Origin of the sequence: Streptomyces caniferus (assembly GCF_009811555.1) — a bacterium.
GTDB lineage: Bacteria > Actinomycetota > Actinomycetes > Streptomycetales > Streptomycetaceae > Streptomyces > Streptomyces caniferus.
This window is the reverse complement of record NZ_BLIN01000002.1, coordinates 606,062-624,666: the sequence shown is the minus strand read 5'-3', so window position 1 is coordinate 624,666 and position 18,605 is coordinate 606,062. Positions and strand designations below refer to the sequence as shown.

At 72.0% G+C, this 18,605-nt stretch carries 19 protein-coding genes and 1 pseudogene; 13 read left to right on the top strand and 7 right to left on the bottom strand.

Annotated elements, in window-relative coordinates:
- Positions 1-85: 85 nt before the first annotated feature.
- Positions 86-319, top strand: coding sequence for a hypothetical protein (locus Scani_RS04555; RefSeq protein WP_159470258.1), 234 nt, complete (start codon positions 86-88; stop codon positions 317-319).
- A 39-nt stretch (positions 320-358) separates the two neighbouring features.
- Here Scani_RS04555 and Scani_RS04550 read toward each other — a convergent pair whose 3' ends face one another.
- The 4 genes from Scani_RS04550 to Scani_RS04535 form a co-directional block, all read right to left on the bottom strand.
- Positions 359-781 (bottom strand): VOC family protein, encoded by a 423-nt coding sequence (locus Scani_RS04550; protein ID WP_159470256.1) that lies wholly within the window; start codon positions 779-781, stop codon positions 359-361.
- 64 nt (positions 782-845) lie between these two features.
- Positions 846-1,784 carry a beta-ketoacyl-ACP synthase III gene (locus Scani_RS04545; RefSeq protein ID WP_159470254.1) on the bottom strand — a complete coding sequence of 313 codons (939 nt, stop codon included), beginning with the start codon at positions 1,782-1,784 and terminating at the stop codon, positions 846-848.
- A 269-nt stretch (positions 1,785-2,053) separates the two neighbouring features.
- Positions 2,054-4,345 carry a heavy metal translocating P-type ATPase gene (locus Scani_RS04540; RefSeq protein WP_159470252.1) on the bottom strand — a complete coding sequence of 764 codons (2,292 nt, stop codon included), beginning with the start codon at positions 4,343-4,345 and terminating at the stop codon, positions 2,054-2,056.
- 85 nt (positions 4,346-4,430) lie between these two features.
- Positions 4,431-5,438: a helix-turn-helix transcriptional regulator gene (locus Scani_RS04535; RefSeq protein WP_159470250.1), complete on the bottom strand. Its 1,008-nt coding sequence runs from the start codon at positions 5,436-5,438 to the stop codon at positions 4,431-4,433.
- Between the two features lie 173 nt (positions 5,439-5,611).
- Between Scani_RS04535 and Scani_RS04530 the strand changes: the two genes are divergently transcribed.
- From Scani_RS04530 to crcB (Scani_RS04505), 6 genes are all read left to right on the top strand, one after another.
- Positions 5,612-7,174, top strand: a complete 1,563-nt coding sequence (locus tag Scani_RS04530) for an MFS transporter (protein WP_159470248.1) — start codon at positions 5,612-5,614, stop codon at positions 7,172-7,174.
- A 100-nt stretch (positions 7,175-7,274) separates the two neighbouring features.
- Complete coding sequence (locus tag Scani_RS04525; protein WP_159471696.1) at positions 7,275-8,360, top strand: magnesium and cobalt transport protein CorA; 1,086 nt, start codon at positions 7,275-7,277, stop codon at positions 8,358-8,360.
- A gap of 273 nt (positions 8,361-8,633) precedes the next feature.
- Positions 8,634-9,500, top strand: coding sequence for an isocitrate lyase/PEP mutase family protein (locus Scani_RS04520; protein ID WP_159470246.1), 867 nt, complete (start codon positions 8,634-8,636; stop codon positions 9,498-9,500).
- A gap of 120 nt (positions 9,501-9,620) precedes the next feature.
- Positions 9,621-10,058, top strand: coding sequence for a fluoride efflux transporter CrcB (crcB, locus tag Scani_RS04515; RefSeq protein ID WP_159470244.1), 438 nt, complete (start codon positions 9,621-9,623; stop codon positions 10,056-10,058).
- A complete protein-coding gene (locus Scani_RS04510; RefSeq protein WP_159470241.1) occupies positions 10,055-10,441 on the top strand; it encodes a DUF190 domain-containing protein in 387 nt (128 codons plus the stop codon). Before crcB (Scani_RS04515) ends, Scani_RS04510 begins: the two co-directional genes overlap by 4 nt.
- Positions 10,438-10,812 carry a fluoride efflux transporter CrcB gene (gene crcB / locus Scani_RS04505; protein ID WP_159470239.1) on the top strand — a complete coding sequence of 125 codons (375 nt, stop codon included), beginning with the start codon at positions 10,438-10,440 and terminating at the stop codon, positions 10,810-10,812. The genes Scani_RS04510 and crcB (Scani_RS04505) overlap by 4 nt, the downstream gene beginning before the upstream one ends.
- A 211-nt stretch (positions 10,813-11,023) precedes the next feature.
- On the opposite strand, the gene snpA is transcribed toward crcB (Scani_RS04505), so the two are convergent.
- On the bottom strand, positions 11,024-11,689 hold the full coding sequence (gene snpA / locus Scani_RS04500; RefSeq protein ID WP_159470237.1) for a snapalysin: 666 nt from the start codon (positions 11,687-11,689) through the stop codon (positions 11,024-11,026).
- A gap of 218 nt (positions 11,690-11,907) precedes the next feature.
- Here snpA and Scani_RS04495 point away from each other — a divergent pair, with 218 nt between their 5' ends.
- The 5 genes and pseudogenes from Scani_RS04495 to Scani_RS42060 all read left to right on the top strand — a co-directional run.
- The gene (locus tag Scani_RS04495) at positions 11,908-12,867 is read left to right on the top strand and encodes a LysR family transcriptional regulator (protein WP_167538023.1); all 960 of its coding nucleotides are present in this window, start codon (positions 11,908-11,910) and stop codon (positions 12,865-12,867) included.
- 280 nt (positions 12,868-13,147) lie between these two features.
- Positions 13,148-14,446: a cation:proton antiporter gene (locus tag Scani_RS04490; RefSeq protein WP_159470235.1), complete on the top strand. Its 1,299-nt coding sequence runs from the start codon at positions 13,148-13,150 to the stop codon at positions 14,444-14,446.
- Positions 14,447-15,067: 621 nt separating this feature from the next.
- On the top strand, positions 15,068-15,781 hold the full coding sequence (locus tag Scani_RS04485; protein WP_159470233.1) for a helix-turn-helix domain-containing protein: 714 nt from the start codon (positions 15,068-15,070) through the stop codon (positions 15,779-15,781).
- A complete protein-coding gene (locus Scani_RS04480; protein WP_246295489.1) occupies positions 15,672-16,391 on the top strand; it encodes an HAD family acid phosphatase in 720 nt (239 codons plus the stop codon). The genes Scani_RS04485 and Scani_RS04480 overlap by 110 nt, the downstream gene beginning before the upstream one ends.
- Positions 16,392-16,579: 188 nt before the next feature.
- Positions 16,580-16,633 (top strand): annotated as a pseudogene (locus Scani_RS42060) (hypothetical protein); the annotation flags it as partial.
- A gap of 347 nt (positions 16,634-16,980) precedes the next feature.
- Here the strand turns inward: Scani_RS42060 and sodN are convergent.
- Positions 16,981-17,376 carry a superoxide dismutase, Ni gene (gene sodN / locus Scani_RS04470; RefSeq protein ID WP_159470230.1) on the bottom strand — a complete coding sequence of 132 codons (396 nt, stop codon included), beginning with the start codon at positions 17,374-17,376 and terminating at the stop codon, positions 16,981-16,983.
- 168 nt (positions 17,377-17,544) lie between these two features.
- Here sodN and sodX point away from each other — a divergent pair, with 168 nt between their 5' ends.
- Complete coding sequence (gene sodX, locus Scani_RS04465) at positions 17,545-18,015, top strand: nickel-type superoxide dismutase maturation protease (RefSeq protein WP_159471690.1); 471 nt, start codon at positions 17,545-17,547, stop codon at positions 18,013-18,015.
- On the opposite strand, the gene Scani_RS04460 is transcribed toward sodX, so the two are convergent.
- Entirely contained in the window at positions 17,919-18,548 is a 630-nt protein-coding gene (locus tag Scani_RS04460) for a CGNR zinc finger domain-containing protein (RefSeq protein ID WP_159470228.1), read from the bottom strand. The genes sodX and Scani_RS04460 overlap by 97 nt on opposite strands.
- Positions 18,549-18,605 lie beyond the last annotated feature (57 nt).

Genomic DNA, 18,605 nt, shown 5'->3' with positions numbered 1-18,605 from the left:
GTCCTCGGGCCCGCCGGCCCGGCGCCCCGTTGCCGTTGTGGCGGCCCGGCGGCTGGCGCATCGTGGGCGTAGGAGGTGCACCGCCATGGAGCACGAGATGCGCGCCGAGTACGAGGAAGGCGTCCTGCCGCACGAGGACACGCCGGTGAAGATCTGGCACATGGTGCGGCTGGAGGGCACGACGGCGATGTGCGGGCGGGAGCTGCCCCCGGCCGCCGCCACCCAGACGGCCGCGGTCTGGGGTACGCCCCAGGGGGAGCCGTTCTGCCACAGCTGCGGCGCGCTGTACCTGCGCGAGCACCCCGGGGACATCGGCTAGGGCGCACACGCGCCAGGATGCCCCCCGGCGCACCTGCTCCTAGGGCAGCGGCGCGAACAGGTCGACGCCATGGCCGTCCGGATCCTGTACGACGGCGTAGCGCTGCCCCCAGAAGGCGTCCCACGGCGGTTTCTCGCCCGTGTAGCCGGCGGCGGTGAGTTCCGCGTAGACCGCGTCGACCCCGGCGGGGCCCGCGCACTCGAAGGCCAGGCCGGTCGGCGTGCCGCCCTGCGGCGGCGTCCAGTCCGGGTCGATGGCACGGGCGGTCTCGTAGCTGTCCCACATCAGCCGCAGACCGCCGGGGAGCAGGGCCTCGGCGTGCGGGGCGTGGTCCGCCTCGGCGGGGACGTCCAGGCCGAGGCGGCGGTAGAAGGCGAGGGCCGCGGCCATATCGGCCACGACCATGCCGACGGCGGCGAACCGCGGGGCGGACGGTGTGGTGGAGGAAGAAGTGGTGGTCATGCGGCGAGCGTAGGGCGCCCGCCGGGCCGCGGTCTTGAACGAATCGGACGGGGGGCCGGCCGCCTCACGGGCAGTGGATGACCTGTCCCGCGTACGAGAGGTTGCCGCCGAAGGCGAACAGCAGCACGGGCGCGCCGGAGCTGATCTCGCGCCGTTCGACCAGCTTGGACAGGGCGAGCGGCACGGAGGCCGCGGAGGTGTTCCCGGAGTCGACGACGTCCTTGGCGACCACCGCGTTGACCGCGCCGAGCCGCTCCGCGACCGGCTCGATGATCCGCAGGTTGGCCTGGTGGAGCACCACGCCGGCGAGGTCGGCGGGCGTGATCCCGGAGCGTTCGCACACCTTGCGGGCGATGGCCGGCAGCTGGGTGGTCGCCCAGCGGTAGACGGTCTGGCCCTCCTGGGCGAACCGGGCCGGCTCGCCCTCGATACGGACCGCACCGCCCATCTGCGGCACCGAGCCCCACAGCACGGGACCGATGCCCGGCTCGGCCGAGGCACTGACGACCGCGGCGCCCGCGCCGTCGCCGACCAGCACACAGGTCGAGCGGTCGGCCCAGTCCACGACCTCGGTGAACTTCTCCGCCCCGATGACCAGCGCATGGGTCGCGGAACCGGCCCGGATGGCGTGGTCGGCGGTGGCCAGCGCATGGGTGAAGCCGGAGCAGACGACGTTGAGGTCCATCGTGGCGGGTGCGTCCAGCCCGAGACGGGCGGCGACCCGGGCCGCGGTGTTCGGGCTGCGGTCGGTGGCCGTGCAGGTGGCGACCAGCACCAGGTCGATGTCCTGCGGGGCCAGGCCACTGGCGGCCAGGGCCTTGGCCGCGGCGGCGGAGGCCATGGAGTCCACGGTCTCGTCCGGGGCGGCGACATGGCGGGTGCGGATGCCCACCCGGCTGCGGATCCAGGCGTCGTCGGTGTCGACGATCTTGGCGAGGTCGTCGTTGGTGAGCACGCCGGAGGGCTGGTAATGGCCGAGAGCCAGGACGCGTGACCCGGTCATGAATTCCCCTGTACGTGGGTGGGCGGTATCTCACCAGTCTCACCCCTCGGTGCCGGCCGGCGGCTGCGTGAACTGCCAATGTTCCGGCGCCAGAACTGGAGACAGTTGTCAGAACCGCGGAGATCCCGCCGCCGGGCCCGCGGGCACCCCGTACGGTGCGGGGCGCCCGCGGGGGGCGGGGCGGGATCTTCAGGGGCAGCAGCCCGCCCGATCCAACGGGAGGGACACCGCGTCCGGGGGGCATTGCGCCGCTCGCGGGCGCGTCCCCGCTACCGGGTCTGCGCGCGGAAGCGGCGCAGCCGCAGGCTGTTGCCGACGACGAAGACCGACGAGAACGCCATCGCGGCCCCGGCGATCATCGGGTTGAGGAGTCCGGCCGCGGCCAGCGGCAGTGCCGCGACGTTGTAGCCGAACGCCCAGAACAGGTTGGTCCGGATGGTGCCGAGGGTCGCGCGGGCCAGCCGGATGGCGTCCGCCGCGGCGCGCAGATCGCCCCGTACGAGGGTGAGGTCACCGGCCTCGATGGCGGCGTCCGTGCCGGTGCCCATCGCTAGCCCCAGGTCGGCGCGGGCCAGCGCGGCCGCGTCGTTGACGCCGTCGCCGACCATGGCCACCGAGCGGCCCTCGGACTGCAGCCGTTCGACGACCGCCACCTTGTCCTCGGGGAGCACCTCGGCGATCACCTCGTCGATCCCGACCTCGGCGGCGACCGCCGTCGCGACGGCCCGGTTGTCGCCGGTCAGCAGGACCGGCGTGAGCCCCAGGTCCCGCAGCCGGCGCACCGCCTCGGCGCTGGTGGGCTTCACCGCGTCCGACACCACCAGCACCGCGCGGGCCGCGCCGTCCCAGCCGACGGTGACCGCGGTACGCCCCTCGGCCTCGGCCGCGGCCTTGGCGGCCGCCAGCTCGGGCGGCAGGAACTGGTCCGACTCCTTCAGCAGCTGCGCGCGGCCGACCAGCACGGCGTGCCCCTCGACGACTCCCCGGACGCCCAGGCCAGGGACGTTCGCGAACTCCTCGGCGGCGGGCAGCGCGCCCGTGTCGCCGTCCCCGGTCCGCTGCGCGGCGCCGGCCGCGACGGCACGGGCGACGGGGTGCTCGGAGGCGTGCTCCAGCGCGCCGGCCAGGCGGAGCACCTCGCGCTCGGTGACGCCCTCGGCGACGTGGACCCCGGTCAGCGTCATCACGCCGGTGGTGACCGTGCCGGTCTTGTCCAGGACGACGGTGTCCACCCGCCGGGTCGACTCCAGCACCTCGGGCCCCTTGAGCAGGATGCCGAGCTGGGCGCCGCGTCCGGTGCCGACCATCAGCGCGGTCGGGGTGGCGAGCCCCAGGGCGCAGGGGCAGGCGATGATCAGGACGGCGACGGCGGCCGTGAAGGCGGCCACCGCGCCCGCGCCGGTGGCGAGCCAGTAGCCGAGGGTGCCGAGGGCGAGGACGATCACGGCAGGGACGAAGACCGCGGAGATCCGGTCCGCCAGCCGCTGGGCCGCGGCCTTGCCGTTCTGCGCGTCCTCGACCAGCCGCGCCATCCGGGCGAGCTGGGTGTCCGCGCCGACCCGGGTGGCCTCGACGACCAGCCGGCCGCCCGCGTTGACGGTGGCCCCGGTGACGGTGTCGCCGGGGGAGACCTCGACGGGGACGGACTCGCCGGTGAGCATCGAGGCGTCCACGGCGGAGGCGCCCTCCAGCACCTTGCCGTCGGTGGCGATCTTCTCCCCGGGCCGGACGGTGAATCGGTCGCCGGTCCGCAACGCGGCGATGGGGACACGGACTTCCCGGCCGTCGCGCACCACGGTCACGTCCTTGGCGCCCAGCTCCAGCAGCGCCCGCAGCGCCGCACCCGCCTTCCGCTTCGCGCGCGCCTCGAAGTAGCGCCCGGCCAGGATGAAGGTGGTGACACCGGCCGCGGCCTCCAGGTAGATGCTGCCGCTGCCGTCCGTGCGGGCGATGGTCAGCTCGAAGGGGTGGGTCATGCCGGGCATGCCCGCGGTGCCGAAGAACAGCGCCCACACCGACCAGCCCAGTGCCGCGAGGGTGCCCATGGAGATGAGGGTGTCCATCGTGGCGCTGCCGTGCCGCAGGTTCGTCCAGGCGGCCCGGTGGAACGGCCAGGCGCCGTACGCGACCACGGGCGCGGCCAGGGTCAGCGACAGCCACTGCCAGTTGGTGAACTGCAGGGGCGGCACCATCGCCATCAGTACGACCGGGACGGAGAGCGCGAGGGAGATCAGCAGGCGCTGCCGGAGCGGGGCGAGGCCGTCGGCGTCGGTCCGGCCGTCCGCGGGGGCGCCGTCGCCGCCGGTGGTGTCCGGTGCCGGTGCCGGCGGTCGGGGGAGGGCCGCGGTGTAGCCGGTCCGTTCCACGGTGGCGATCAGGTCGGCCGCCTCGACGCCGCTGTCGCCGGCGACGGTCACCTGGGCCTTCTCGGTCGCGTAGTTGACGGTGGCGGTGACCCCCTCCATGCGGTTGAGCTTCTTCTCGATGCGGGCGGCGCACGAGGCGCAGGTCATCCCGCCGATCTCCAATTCGACGCCGTGCTCTCCGACCGCGGTGGCCATGACTGCTCCTCGGTGTGCTGCGAGTGCCCGTTTCCCTGGAGAACCATATACCCCCCTAGGGTATTCCCCGGGTGGTATCACGGTGTCACCTCCCCCGCTCTCCCTCTTCTGCCCCCTCCTCGCCGCCGCACAGGGCCGCCCCCGCGCGGCCGGCCCGGCCGCCCATCTCCCGCAGGTAAGCGGCCAGCTCCGGCGGTTCGTGGACGGTGAACTCGTGGCCCAGCATGGCCAGCCGGAGCGCCAGCCACTCCAGCGAATCGGGGGTGCTGTGCCAGCGGCAGGACGCCTCGTCGAGCGCCACGACCTCGCCCGCGGCCGGTCCGCCCAGTCGCCCCGCTACCTCCGCTGCGGGCGCCCGTACGGTCGCCACCGCCCGGTGGGACGCGCTCATCCCCTGCATCCGCTCCCGGACGTAGGCGCCCGCGTCGGCGGCGGGCAGTTCGCGCGGCGCGGTCCGTACGCCGGTGGGGAACGGCTCGCTCAGCCGGTCCACCCGGAAGATCCGCCAGTCCTCGCGGTCGTTGTCGTACGCCACGAGGTACCAGCGGCGCCCCGAGGCGACCAGGCGGTGCGGCTCCACCAGGCGTTTGCTGCGGGGGCCGGTGCCCGCGCGGTAGTGGAAGCGCAGCCGCTCGTGGTTGGTGATGGCCGCGGCGAGCACCGTCAGATGCTCCGGGTCGACGGTCGGGCCGTCACCGGCCGGCAGCGGGACGGTGGCCGTGCCGAGCGTGCCCACCCGGCGCCGCAGCCGGGCCGGCAGCACCTGTTCCAGCTTGGCCAGCGCGCGTACGGACGCCTCCTCGATGCCCTCGACGGTATGGCCGGCGGCCGAGCGCAGGCCGACCGCGATGGCCACCGCCTCGTCGTCGTCCAGCAGCAGCGGCGGCATCGCGGTGCCCGCGGCCAGCCGGTAGCCGCCCTCCGCGCCCATCGTGGCGTGCACGGGGTAGCCCAGTTCGCGCAGCCGCTCGATATCGCGGCGGATCGTCCGGGAGGTGACCGACAGCCGCCGGGCCAGCTCGCTGCCGGGCCATTCGCGCGGGGTCTGCAGCAGGGACAGCAGGTTCAGCAGGCGCGCCGATGTCTCACTCATGGGACCGATGATGCCGGTGTCACTAGGACCGGAGCTGTCCTATACCGGATCTAGGGTCGGTGACGTCGGACGCCCGGCCGCCGCTCGCGGCCGGCAGCTCCGGCTCGCGCGCCCGCCGCGCCACCGGCTCCGGCCGCCGCTCCCTTCCGTACCGGTTCCACTGGAGAGACGTCATGACCACGCCCGTCCCCACCGCCCACGAGACGGCCGACACGGCCGCGCGAGCGGCCGGCCGCAGACGCTGGATCGCACTCGCCGTCGTCCTGACGGCCGCCTTCATGGACCTGGTCGACGCGACCATCGTCAATATCGCCGTCCCGAGCATCCAGCGGGACACCGGGGCGACCTTCAGCGCCGTCCAGTGGGTCACGGCCGGCTACGCCCTCGCCTTCGCGCTCGGCCTGATCACCGGCGGCCGGCTCGGTGACATCCACGGCCGCAAGAAGCTGTTCCTGCTCGGCATGGGCGGCTTCACCCTCGCCTCCGCGCTGTGCGGCTTCGCGGCCGGGCCCGGCATGCTGATCGGCGCGCGGGTGCTGCAGGGCGCGATGGCCGCGCTGATGGTGCCGCAGGTGCTGGCGATCATCCACGTCAGCTTTCCGGCGCACGAGCGCGGCAAGGTCTTCGGGATGTTCGGCGCGGTGATCGGTCTCGGCGCGGTCTGCGGCCCGCTGATCGGCGCACTGCTCACCGAAGGCGATCTCTTCGGCCTCGCCTGGCGCCCGATCTTCCTGATCAACCTGCCGGTCGGGGTCGCGGGCATCCTGCTCGGCCGCCGCTTCCTCACCGAGTCCCGGGCCCCGCGCGCCCTGCGCGTCGACCTGATCGGCACCGCGCTGGCCACCGTGGGCCTGCTGATGCTGCTCTACCCGCTCACCCAGGGGCGGGAGAACGGCTGGCCGCTGTGGGGCTTCGTCTCGATGGCGGCGAGCCCGCTGGTCCTGGCGGTCTTCGTGCGCTTCGAGCGCGCCAGGGCCCGCAAGGGCGGCGCCCCCCTCGTCGAACTCTCCCTCTTCACGATCCGGAGCTTCGCCGTGGGCGCCGGCGTCCAGTTGACCTTCGGCGTGGTCAGCGGCCTCTTCTTCCTGGTCTGGACGCTCCACATGCAGCTGGGGCTGGGCTGGGGCCCGCTGCACGCCGGACTGACCGGGGTGCCGTTCTCGCTCGCCTGCTCCCTCGCGGCCGGGGTGTCCGTCCAGAAGCTGGTGCCGCGCTTCGGCCGCAAGGTCCTGCAGGCCGGTGCGCTGATCATGCTGTGCGGGGCGCTGGTCTACCTCGGGGAGGCCGGACGCTACGGGACCGCCCTGCAGTCCTGGCAGTTGGTGCCGGCGATGCTCCTCATGGGCGCCGGTATGGGGCTGATCGTCGCGCCGATCACCGACGCCGCGCTCTCGGAGGTCCCGGCCGAGCACTCCGGTTCGGCGTCCGGGATCTTCAACACCACCGGCCAGCTCGGGATGGCGCTGGGGCTGGGGCTGTCGTCGGTGGCCTTCTTCGGGGTCGTCGGCAGCAGGGGGGAGGCGGGCAGTGCCGGGGCGCCGGGCGCGCTGCGGGCCGCCTTCGTCGAGGCCACCGGTCACGCCCTGTGGTGGATCAGCGGCGGCCTGGTCGTCGTCTTCGGCCTGCTGTTCCTGCTGCCGCGGACGGTGCGTGCGCAGCAGCCCGCCGAGCAGGGGGAGCCGGCGGCGTCGGGGGAGGGCAGGCCGGAGGAGCGGCAGCCGGCCCTGGTCCCCTGACAGCGGGCAATCGAGCGTCCCCGCCCCGTCCCGCTGCGTAAAATCCGCCCCTTCGCCGTACCGTTCACGGGCTCCGGCGGGCCATACTGGCCCGGTGTCGATGATCAGCAACCTCCGCAAGGCCGTCCGGCTGCCGCAGCCGCGCAGCCGGGGAGTCGACCTCAGCCACCCGGCGCGCTCGCCGCTCGGTACCGCCGTGGTGAACTGCGCGGTGTACGTGGACGGCGTGCGCCAGGACGGCGACCACCCGGCCGACGCGGCGATCCGACGGGTCCGCGACTCCGGCAGTGGATTTGTCTGGATCGGGCTCCATGAGCCGTCCGAGAAGGAATTCGCCGGAATCGTCGAGTTGTTCGGGCTGCACCCGCTCGCGGTCGAGGACGCGGTCCACGCGCATCAGCGGCCCAAGCTGGAGCGGTACGACGACTCGCTGTTCACCGTCTTCAAGACGGTCCGCTACGTCGAGCACGACCGGCTCACCGACACCAGCGAAGTCGTCGAGACCGGCGAGATCATGGTCTTCACCGGCACCGACTTCGTGATCACGGTGCGGCACGGCGGCCACGGCTCGCTGGGCCCGCTCCGCGAGCAACTGGAGTCCGTGCCCGAACAGTTGGCCCTCGGCCCGTCCGCCGTACTGCATGCCGTCGCCGACCTGGTCGTGGACGACTACCTCGATGTCACCGCCGCCGTCTCGATCGACATCGACGACGTCGAGAGCGAGGTCTTCTCGGTGCGCGGCAGCGGCGGGGCCGGCCGGATCTACCAGCTCAAGCGCGAGCTGCTGGAACTCAAGCGTGCGGTGGCCCCTTTGGACCGGCCGATGCAGGAGCTGGCGACCCAGCCGATGACGCAGGTCGAACCCCGCATCAAGACGTACTTCCGGGACGTCGCCGACCACCTCGACCGGGTCACCGAGCAGATCACCGCATTCGACGAACTGCTCAATTCCATACTCCAGGCCCATCTCGCCCAGGTCACCGTCGCCCAGAACGAGGACATGCGCCGGATCAGCGCCTGGGTCGCGATCCTGGCGGTGCCGACCATGGTCTGCGGCGTGTACGGCATGAATTTCGACCATATGCCGGAAAAGCACTGGGTGTTCGGCTATCCGCTGGTCATGACGGTGATAGTGGCCCTCTGCTGGGTGATCCACCGCGGCTTCAAGCGGAACGGCTGGCTCTGACGCCGGTCCGCGCGGGCCGGGGCCGGGCGGACCGGCCCGGGTCGGGCTCCGAGGACGCCGGGCCCCCGAGACCGCCGGGCGCCGACGCGGGGTGAAGTACGGAGAAAGTTCCGGAAGGCCATGGCGTGTTAAAGGAATTGTGCCGATGTGCCGGATAAACATGCCCTGACCAGTTCCCCAGCGGACAGGTCGGCACGGCGCCGGGCGCTTGCGCGCGGCCCGAGCCCCCCGGACGCCGGCCGAGGTCCCCGCCGGTCCTGTGAGGAGAGCACATTGCGGTACGGACAAGCACTGCGTGACGAGATCGCGGCCGAGGGGACGACGCCGCTGATCGGCGTCCACGACATGCACTCGGCCTCCATCGCCGCCGCGCACTACAACGGCTTCTTCGTGTCCGGCTTCGGCTTCGCCGCGTCGTACTACGGACTTCCGGACATCGGGTTCATCGCCTGGCCCGACATGGTCGCGTTCGTCGAGCGCCTGCGCGGCGCGTTCCCGCGCCACCATCTGCTGGTGGACATCGACGACGGCTATGTCGACCCGGAGGTGGCCTGCCATGTGGTGCAGCGCCTGGAGCGCATCGGCGCGAGCGGGGTGATCCTGGAGGACCAGCGGCGGCCGCGCCGTTGCGGCCACGCGGACGGCAAGCTGCTGCTGCCGCTGGAGGAGTACCTGGAGAAGCTGAACCTGGTGCTGGCCAGCCGTACCGACCTGCTCGTCGTGGCCCGTACGGACGCCACGGAGGAGGACGAGATCCTGCGGCGGGCGGCGGCGCTGGCCGGGACCGACGCGGATGTGGTGCTCGTCGACGGGGTGCGCAGCGTCGACCGGATCCGCCGGATCCGCACGGTCCTCGGCACCAAGCCGCTGCTGTTCAACCAGATCGCGGGCGGCAAGTCCCCGCGGCTCTCGCTGACCGAACTGACCGGGCTCGGCGTCGATGTGGCCATCTACAGCACCCCGTGCCTGTTCGCCGCGCACCGGGCGATGGAGACCGCGATGGCCGAGCTGAAGTACGCGGACGGCCGGCTGCCCGCCACCGGGGAGCGCGACGGCGAGATCGGGGTCAAGGAGGCCACCGAACTGCTGGCCAGGAACATCAGCCGGCACCACCCCGTCCGCGAGGCCGTCCCGGTGTGATCCAGCGGGGCGGGGCGCCTCCGGGAACGGCCGCCCCGCCGCCCCGGGGCCGCCGTTCCCGGTTCGGCGGCGTCCCCCACGCAGGGATAGCCTGAGGTCGGCGATGATCTCGGGAGCGATATGGACGAGCGAGGCCGCCGGGCGGCGCCCTGGCAGGGACAGTGGCCGGTGATCGGCGTGGTGGCCGCGGGCGGCGCGATCGGCGCCACGGCCCGTTACGGCGCCGCACTCCTGTGGCCCACGGACAGCGGCGCCTTCCCCTGGACGACCCTCGCCGTCAACGCCGTCGGCTGTGCGCTGATGGGCGTCCTGATGGTGGTGATCACCGAGGTCCGGCCGGCCCACCGGCTGGTGCGCCCCTTCCTCGGCACCGGCGTCCTCGGCGGTTTCACCACCTTCTCCACCTACGCCGTCGACATCCAGCGGCTGGCCGACGCCGGGCGGCCGGCCGCGGCCCTGGCGTATCTCGCGGGCACCGTGCTCGTCGCGCTCGCGGTCGTATGGGGCGCGGTGACCGGCACCCGGGCACTTCTCGAACTGAGGCGGCGGACGGCATGACACACGGCACGGCACATCCGGGCGGCACCCCGGCGCTACGGCTCACGGTCCTCGTCGGCGAGGAGGACGTATGGCACCACAAGCCGCTCTACGCGGAGATCGTGCACCGCGCGTTCGAGGCGGGGCTGGCCGGGGCCAGCGTCTTCCGGGGCATCGAGGGCTTCGGCTCCTCGGGCGTCGTCCACACCCAGCGCCTGCTGTCCCTGAGCGAGGAGCTGCCGGTGGCGATCGTCGTCGTCGACACGGAGGAGCGGGTGCGGGCCTTCCTGCCGCAACTGGAGGAACTCCTCACGGACGGCGGGCTGGTGACCCTCGACCCGTGCGAGATGCTCTCCTTCCGGCCGGCGGACGGTGGCGGCCGCGGGGAGGGCCGGCGCGGGTGAACTGGCTGCTGGTGGTGGCCGGTGCCATGGTCGGGGCGCCGCTGCGCTTCCTCACCGACCGCTATGTGCAGTCCCGGCACGACGCGGTCCTGCCCTGGGGGACCTTCACCGTCAACGTCTTCGGCTCCCTGGTCCTCGGCCTGCTGACCGGCGCGGCCTCGGCCGGTGCCGCCTCCTCGCACGTCCAGTTGCTGATCGGCACGGGCCTGTGCGGCGCGCTGACGACCTACTCGACCTTCTCCTACGAGACGCTCCGGCTGGCCGCCGACCGGGCCCGGGGGAGCGCGGCGGCCAATGTCGTGGCGACCGTGGTGGCCGGACTGGCGGCGGCGTTCGCCGGGGTGGCCGCCGGGCAGGCGCTCTGGGGCTGACCGCGGACCCGGGCGCACACGAAAACGGTGGGGCTCCGGAAGGAGCCCCACCGCACGGGCGGCGCAGGAGATGCGAGGGCTGGTGGGGTACGAGCGCCGGCCGCCAGGTCCCGGCTCTCGACAGCCCCGGCCGTCCGGATCCGGCCCATGCCGACCCGGTCCGATCCGTCGGCCACCGCCGAACTTCGTTACGTCACCAGGCCGTCGTACGTCAGGAGGCCTTGCCGAAGTGGACGCCCGCCAGGCCGTTGGCCCAGAGCTGGTCCACCTTGGCGCTCTCGTTCGCGTCCGGCTGGGCGTTCTGGCAGGACGTGCCGGGGCCGCCGCCGGACATCAGCTCGCTGCACGGGCCCTCGTAGTGGTCCGGCAGGCCCAGCACATGGCCGGTCTCGTGCGCGGCCACGCGGGTGGAGTTGTACTCCTGGTTCTGCTGGTAGTCCAGGAAGACGTAGCCCTTCCCGTGACCGTCGGTGCTGGCGTACGAGCCACGCGCGTCGTTGCCCTCGCGGTACTCGAAGTCGCCGCCGCTGCCCGCCTGCAGCTTCACGTTCGAGACGGCGCCGTTCCAGATCGACGCGCTCTGGGCTATCTGGTTCGCGAACGTCGGGGCCGCGCTGGCGTCATAGGTGACGGTCACCGAGGCGGCGTCCGGGTGGGCCTTCATCTTGGCCTTCGCGGACTTCACCACGGCCGCGAAGAACGCCTTGGTGTCGGCCTTCTCGGCCGCCGAGCCGTTGTAGGCCGCGATCGAAGCGGGGGTGCTGTGGGAGGAGTTGACCGTGGAGGGGGAGGCTGCCGAAACCGGCGCCGCGGCTGCGAGCGCGGCGACGAGGCCCAGACCGAGCGCCGCCGACAGCGCCGTCTTGGGAGATCTCATGTGGGGGCTCCTTTATGTCCGAGGGCCGTACGGTCGCCGTGTGGGGCGGCGACCGGGGCCCTGCGGATTTCTTGGTGCCGTTGAGTCTGGACGGAGTTCACCCGGAAGACAGAGATGCCAGGTGGCGATAGCACCAGCCAATACCCCGGAAAAAAGAACGCGTTCCGACAGGTTTGAGAGTCTGGTGTGACGTATGCCGTCGTCGTTATGCTCCGGACGTGGAGCTCGAGGTAAGGCATCTTCGCGCATTGTGCGCCATCGCGGACTCCGGCAGCGTACGCAAGGCGGCCCGGCAGCTCGGCATGACCCAGCCTTCCCTGACGACCCAGCTCCATCGCATCGAGAAAGCCCTGGGTGGCCAGCTGTTCTTCCGCGAACCGACCGGCAGCCGGCCCACCCCCCTGGGGCATGCGGTCCTGTGCCGGGCCCGGCCGATAGTGGCCGAAATGCGGGCACTTATTGACGAGGTTGCCTCCTCCTCGCACCGCGACCGGGGTGCGCGGCTGCACATCGGCAGCACCAACAGCCCCGCCGTCGCCGGGTGGCTGCGCCGGCTCCGGGTGCGGCTGCCGGACACCGACACCACGATAAGAACCGATGTGTCCGCCAATGCGTTGCTCCACATGGTCGTGACGGGGCAGCTCGACGCCGCCTTCGTCCACGAGGTCGAGGGCGCGCCCCTACGGGTACCCGAGAGCCTGGTGGCGCACGAACTCATCGCCAGGGAGCCGCAGTTCATCGCCGTGTCCGACACCCATCCCGCGGCCTCCCGGACGGTCATCCGGGTGGCGGACCTCGCCGACGACCAGTGGATGGTCGACCCGAGCGTGGACGGCGAATGGGCCGGCCTGCGCCGCATCTGGGCCGCGGCCGGCATCAACCCCCGTGTCGTGCACGGCGACTACCTCACCACCGTGGACCTCGTCACGGCCGGCGAGGTGGTCACCCCCTGCCAGCCGACCGCCCGCCCCCGGCACGGCATGGCGATCCGCCCCCTGTACGGCGATCCGCTGGCCGTCCGCCTCTTCATGGCCTGCCGCCAGGACGGCACCCCCGCCGCCTCCGCCGACGACCTCTTCGCGGACCTGACCGCCTCGTACATGGAGACCGCCTGGGCGAGCGAGGCCTACCGCACCTGGCTCGTCCAGCACAACGGGCCGCTGCCGGTGGGGGGTTGAGCGGAGCGCTCCGCGGGACGCGGCCAGCGGCGGCGAGAGCTGCCGAGTGGTGCCGTCGTGCGGCTGAGGCTGCGCCGTGGCGGGCCGCGCAGTTCCCCGCGCCCCTTCGCGCGCGGCCAGGTGGCGAGGCGCGGGGCCCCGGCAGCCACGCGCGGCCCCGACCCTTCCACCAACCGTGTGAAAGCCGCCGTCCCGGCTCGTCGGGACCGGCCGGGCGGTGGGGCGGTGGCCGAGAGTGGGGGTGTCCGAGCGCCCGTGCGGCCGAGCCCTGGAGACCCGTGTGGACAGCAGCTACTCCCTGGTCCTGCTCCTGCTGTTCCTGTGGTGCCTGTGCGCACGCCGGATGGAGCGTTTCGAGCTGACCGCTCCGGCCGCCTTCGTGCTGCTGGGGCTGCTGCTGGGCGAGGGCACCGGCGTCCTCGATCTCGGGCTGCCGCACGAGACGGTCAAGGTGCTCGCGGAGATCACCCTGGTCTGGGTGCTCTTCACCGATGCCGCCCGGCTCTCCTTCCGGGCGTTGCGCCCCGAGCTCGGCCTCTACGGACGGCTGCTGGGGATCGGGCTGCCGCTGTGCGTGGGCCTCGGCACACTGCTGGCGGCCGCCCTGCTCCCCGGCGTTTCCGGGTGGGCCGCGCTGTACATCGGGGCCGCGCTCGCCCCGACGGACGCCGCGCTCGGCGCCACGATGATGGTCAACCCCGTGGTGCCCGCGAAGATCCGCCGCCTCATCAACGTGGAGAGCGGGCTCAACGACGGCATCGTCACCCCGCTGGTGGTGCTCGCCCTGGCCGGGGTGTCCGCGGCCGAGCACACCGCCCCGCCGGATGCCACCGGCCACGCCCTGGTGCAGCTCACCATCGGCGCGGCGTACGGCGCGGTGGTCGGCCTGGCCGCCGGATGGCTGCTGCGGACCGCGCTGGGCAGCGGCTGGGCCACCGAGGACTTCGCCGGCGCGGGCGTCCTGGCGCTGGCGCTCCTCGGCTACACCTCCGCGCTCGCGCTCGGCGGCAACGGCTTCGTCGCCGCCTTCGTCGCCGGCCTGGCCTTCGGATCGGCGCACGGTGCGCCGCAGCGGGTGCTGCTGTACGTCGAGCAGTCCGCTTCGCTGCTCTCCGTGCTGGTCTGGCTGGTTTTCGGTGCTCTCCTGCTCCCGGAGACGTTCGACCACCTCACCTGGCAGGCCGTCGTCTACGCGGTGCTGAGCCTCACCGTGATCCGTATGGTGCCGGTGGCCCTGTGCCTGATCGGGAGCGGTCTGGACCTCAAGACGGTGCTGTTCGTGGGCTGGTTCGGGCCCCGCGGGCTGGCCTCGATCATCTTCGGGCTGCTGGCGGTCGAGGAGCTCGAGCCTCCCGAGACCCGGGCGCTGGTCCCGGTGGTCGCCCTCACCGTGCTGCTCAGCGTCCTCGCCCACGGCCTCACCTCCCTGCCGCTGGCGAACCGCTACGGGAAGGCGGCGGCGGCCCGGGGCATCGGCCCGGCCGGCGCGGAGGCGGACGAGCTGCCCGTGCGGGGCATGGCCGCCGGCGGTCTGGGCCACGGCCGCGGGCGGCGATGGGGCGGCGCCACGCCGTTGTGACCGCTGCCCGCTGACGGCCTCCGACCCTCCCGGCGCCCCTGCCGGCCCGGTCCGTTCCACGGACCGGACGCTTCCCGCGACAAACGAGGCGCGCCCCGGATCAGGGGGAACTGCCGGACTCGGCAAACCCGCTGCATTCTGGGCTTTCGCAGCATTCGGGTTGCCACCGGGATCTTCCTTACCCGAAATGCAAGCGCTCCCTTCCTTTCCGCTGGTGGTGTGCGCATTTCACTTCGCGTTCGGCCTTCCCGTGGCACGATGTCAGCCATTACCGCGCCCCCCCCATTGACCGGAACGGCGTGGTTCCTGTTCCTGCCCGCTGCCGGAGGGCACCCGAACACAGAGGAATTCATGTGACAGACAGGGATCTGGCGGAACACCTGGCAGATCTCGGCGTGGCTCCGCGGGAGGCCGAGGCATTCCAGGTGCTTCTGCAGACCGGGCAGAGCACCGTCGGACAACTGGGGGCATACCTGGGATGGGACTGTGAACAGGCGAAGGTAACCGTCCGTCGCCTGAGGAGCTGGGACTGGTCGTCGTCGGCGGCCCCACCGGTACACCATCTCCCCGGCCGAACCGAGTATCGCCCTCGAGCGCCTCGCCCACGCGCGGTCGGCCGAGGTGCAGCAGGCGCACCTGGCCGCGCTGAACGCGTACCGCGAATACCGGCGCTGTACGGGCTCGCAAAGCACCGATGAACTGGTCGAGGTGGTGACGGGGCCGCAGATCGTCGACCGGATATGGCAGTTCGAGAAAGCCGCGGAGTCGGAAGTGGTCCGCTTCGATTCGCCGCCATATCACACGGAGGGCGGCGCGAACCCCATAGAGGTGAACAACCTCGAACGAGGCGTGAAATATCGGTTGGTGTATTCCAGTTCAGCAGTGCAGAACAGCGCCTACTACGCGGTCAACATCCAGCCGTGCATCGCCGCCGGTGAAGAGGCCCGGGTGCTCACGGAGGTGCCGGTCAAACTCACCGTCTTCGACCGACGGCTGGCGATCGTGTCGATGTCGTCCGTCGAAGCGGAATCCAATGAGTCGCTGCTCCTCGTGCGGTCGTCGAGCCTGCTGACCGCGCTCCTCGGGCTGTTCGAGACCGCGTGGAGTTCCGGTTATCCCATGCACCTGAGCGCGCAAGTGCCCCCTGCGCTGCGTCCCTTACAGTGCCGCATCCTGGAGCTGCTGGGGACCGGGGTCACCGACGACACCATCGCGCAGCTCCTGGGTGTCAGCCGCCGCACGCTCTCCCGCCACATGGAACAGCTCTACCTCGTGGCCGGGGCCGCCAACCGGTTCCAGCTCGCGCTGTACGCGGCGCGCAGGAAGTGGATCTGAGCCCCTGTGTGCCGCGCAGGACGCATGCGCCCTGCGTCGGGCGTGTGCCCAAACACTGGCCGGCGCGGCGATATGCGCCCTGGCAGCACTTCCCACCGCGGCACAGGCCGCGCCCCATCCGGACTCGCTGCCGTCGAAGAGTGCCTGGCTGCAGGACGTCGCACCGGTTGCGGCCGACCTCCAGCATCATCTGGAACAGCGTCTGGCCCATGTCCCGAGCGGTGAAAAGCCCGCCGTCGTCCTGGACATCGACAATACGTCCCTGGCCACCCATTACGACAAGGGAAAGCCCATCGAGGCGATCCGCAGCGCCACGAAGTACGCACACGAGCACGGCGCGGCCGTCCTTTTCGCCTCCTACCGCAGTCCCGGCTCCAGGTCCTCCACGACCAAGCAGCTCACCTCGGCCGGATACACCGTCGACGGACTCTGCCTCAAGCCCGAGGGCCAGAGTCCCGGAAAGGCCGCGGTGAAACTCGGCTGCCGTAAGCAGTACGAGCAGCAGGGTTACACGCTCGTCGCCAACGTGGGCAATCGCAGCACCGACTTCGAGGGCGGGCACTACGAAAAGGGATTCAAGCTGCCTGATTACGACGGCCAGTTGAGCTGACCGTAAGACCCCGCTGGGGGCCCGCCACTTCCCGTGGCGGGCCCCTTGTCGTTTTCGGGACGGGCGATGCGGAGCGGTGTCGCCCTGACGGCCGGCAATGGCCGCCGACTGGATCACCGCGCACGCCGTCAAGCCCGCCGTGGTCAATATGAGCATCAACGGTCCGAAGAGCAGCAGCGAGGACGTCGATGGCCGCACCGCATGTGACCGGCGCCGCCGCGCTCTACCTCTCCGTGCACCCGGACGCCTCCCCGTCCGAGGTCCACGCCGCACTCGTCGGCAATGCCACGACCGACCGGATCTCCGGCGTCGGCAGTGCCACCCCCGACCGGTTCCTCTACACGGGCGGCCCGGACGCCCGGTGGCACCGGGGCCCGTCGCTCCGCCGGAGGTCCGGCGGGGCGACGGCCGACGGGGCACGGGCACCGGCACGGCGGCCGGACCGGGACCGGTCCCGACGGACCGTCGGGGCGAAAGAAAAACCGCACCCGCCCCGTCACGGACGCCCTGGCGGGCGGCGTGCGGCGCGAGTGCGGTCAGGCGGGCGAGGCGACCCCGGAAAGTGCAGGTCACAAGGCCCGGGTAAGGCTCAAGCCTTCTTGGTCTCCCAGAAGATCCGGTCGATCTCGGCGATGAGCTCCAGCGCCTTCTCGCCCGTCTTCGGGTCGTTGGAACCCTTGGCGGCGCTGAGCGCCTTGAGGGTGTCGTTGACCAGCTGGTGCAGCTCCGGGTACTTCTCGAAGTGCGGGGGCTTGAAGTAGTCGCTCCACAGCACCGAGACGTGGTGCTTGGCGAGCTCGGCGCGCTGCTCCTTGATCAGGACGGCGCGGGTGCGGAAGTCCGCATCCTCGTTGGCCTGGTACTTCTCCTGGACGGCCTTGACCGACTCGGCCTCGATGCGGGCCTGGGCCGGGTCGTACACGCCGCAGGGCAGGTCGCAGTGGGCGCTGACCTTCACCTTGGGGGCGAACAGGCGCGAAAGCATGTTCTGTCCTTCCTCGTGATCGTCTTCTCAGGTGCGAGATTACTCGGTGCGGGAAGGCTTTTCTTGGTCGGCCCGGGGGTCTTAGGGCAAAAGTCCAGTGCCGAGGTGGGACTGATGGAGGATGGACCGGTGAACGGGTCGGACCGGGGCTGGGCCGGGAGGTACGGGATGCCGGAGCAGGTGCATGATCGCGGGCCGGGGCAGGGTGCGGACGCGGAGGCCGGACACGAGCGGGGCGGGCTCCTGCGCGCGTTCGGGCTGGCCGAGGTCTACAACCCGTCGATGGTGCCGACGCTGCGGCCCGGCGATCAGCTGGTGGTGCAGTACGGGGCGGCGGTGCGGCCCGGTGACGTCGTGGTGCTGCGGCATCCGTTCCGGCAGGAGCTGCTGATCGTCAAGCGGGCCGTGCAGCGGCACGACGGCGGCTGGTGGGTCCAGGGGGACAATCCGTTCGTCGAGAACGACAGCCGGGAATTCGGGGTGGTTCCCGACGAACTGGTCATCGCCCGCGCCTGGGTGCGGGTGCGGCCCCCGCGCGGGATTCAGCGCTCGGTCGCCGGCGTGCTGTCCTGGGCGGTCTCGGCGGTCCGGCCGGTGAGGGCCGAGCGCTCGCTCTCCAGGCGCTTGCGGGCGCGGTAGGCGGCGACGTTGGCGCGGGTGGCGCAGCGGTCGGAGCAGTAGCGCCGGGAGCGGTTGGTCGAGGTGTCCAGGTAGGCGTTGCGGCAGGGCCGCGCCTCACAGAGGCCCAGCCGGTCCACGCCCAGTTCGGTGAGGTGGAACGCCAGGCCCATACAGGCGGTCGCGGCGTAGCTCGCGGTGGCGTTGGCGGCGTGGTCGGCGATGTGCATGTGCCAGTCGGGCCGGCCGTCGTCGTCCCGGTATTCGTGGCCGGAGATCTGCGGGCTGACGGGGAACTCCATCATCAGCGCGTTGAGGAGGTCCACGGCCAGTACCTCGTCGCCGGTGTCGGCGGCCTCGAAGACGGCGCGCAGCCGGGCGCGGACCGTGCGCAGCCGGGTCACGTCGCTGTCGGTCGCGCGCCGGGCGACCTGCTGGGCGGGGCCGAAGAGTTCCCGCACGGCCTCGACCGTGGTGAGGCTGTCGCTGCCGCGCTCGGGCTGCTCGGTGTTGACCAGTCGCACGGCATAGTCCGAGTAATAGGCCAGTTCCACTTGTAGTCCTTACGGGCGGGGGCTAAGGTGCGGAGTGCTTGAGCGAAGTAATGGGTG